At 40.4% G+C, this 532-nt stretch carries 1 protein-coding gene; it reads left to right on the forward strand.

The window, feature by feature from the left end:
* Positions 1-95: 95 nt before the first annotated feature.
* On the forward strand, positions 96-532 hold a 437-nt coding region (locus tag ACTXGO_RS16640; RefSeq protein ID WP_443575243.1), incomplete at its 3' end, for a 4'-phosphopantetheinyl transferase family protein.

A 532-nucleotide genomic window follows, 5' to 3' on the forward strand; every position in this document is an offset into this window, starting at 1 on the left:
TACTCATACTCATACTCATACTCATGATCTTATCAACTATGCCCTTCTCACTATATAATTTAAGCTATATCCAACTCGATAACAGCACTTGGTGTATGAGCGCAAAAATAGCATCTACCCATCATGATGGTCAAAACAACACGAATAGTGCATTTAATTATGAGCGGCAGCAACAACGTAAAGGCGTACGAGATTTACTTCAGCACTTACTGCAAAAGCTTGCAATCTATGATGATTTAGATGAGACCCAGTTCCCTTATCGGCTTATTCATCACCGTTATTATGTCTGCTTTAGTCATTCCGTTGATAGGGTTGCGGTCGTTGTCAGCAGTCATAGACCAGTCGGTATCGATATAGAGGTACAAAGTGTGAAATGGTCTATTGTACAGCGGTATTATCATACTGATGAGCTGGCTGTTTTAGACAAGCTGAATACTATAAAACGCGCGCATCTGAGTCGTTTACTATGGCAAGTCAAAGAGTGCTTTATCAAAGTGCACAATTACACGCTAGCGCAAGGTATGGGTATCAA

This window comes from Psychrobacter sp. T6-1, assembly GCF_052258445.1.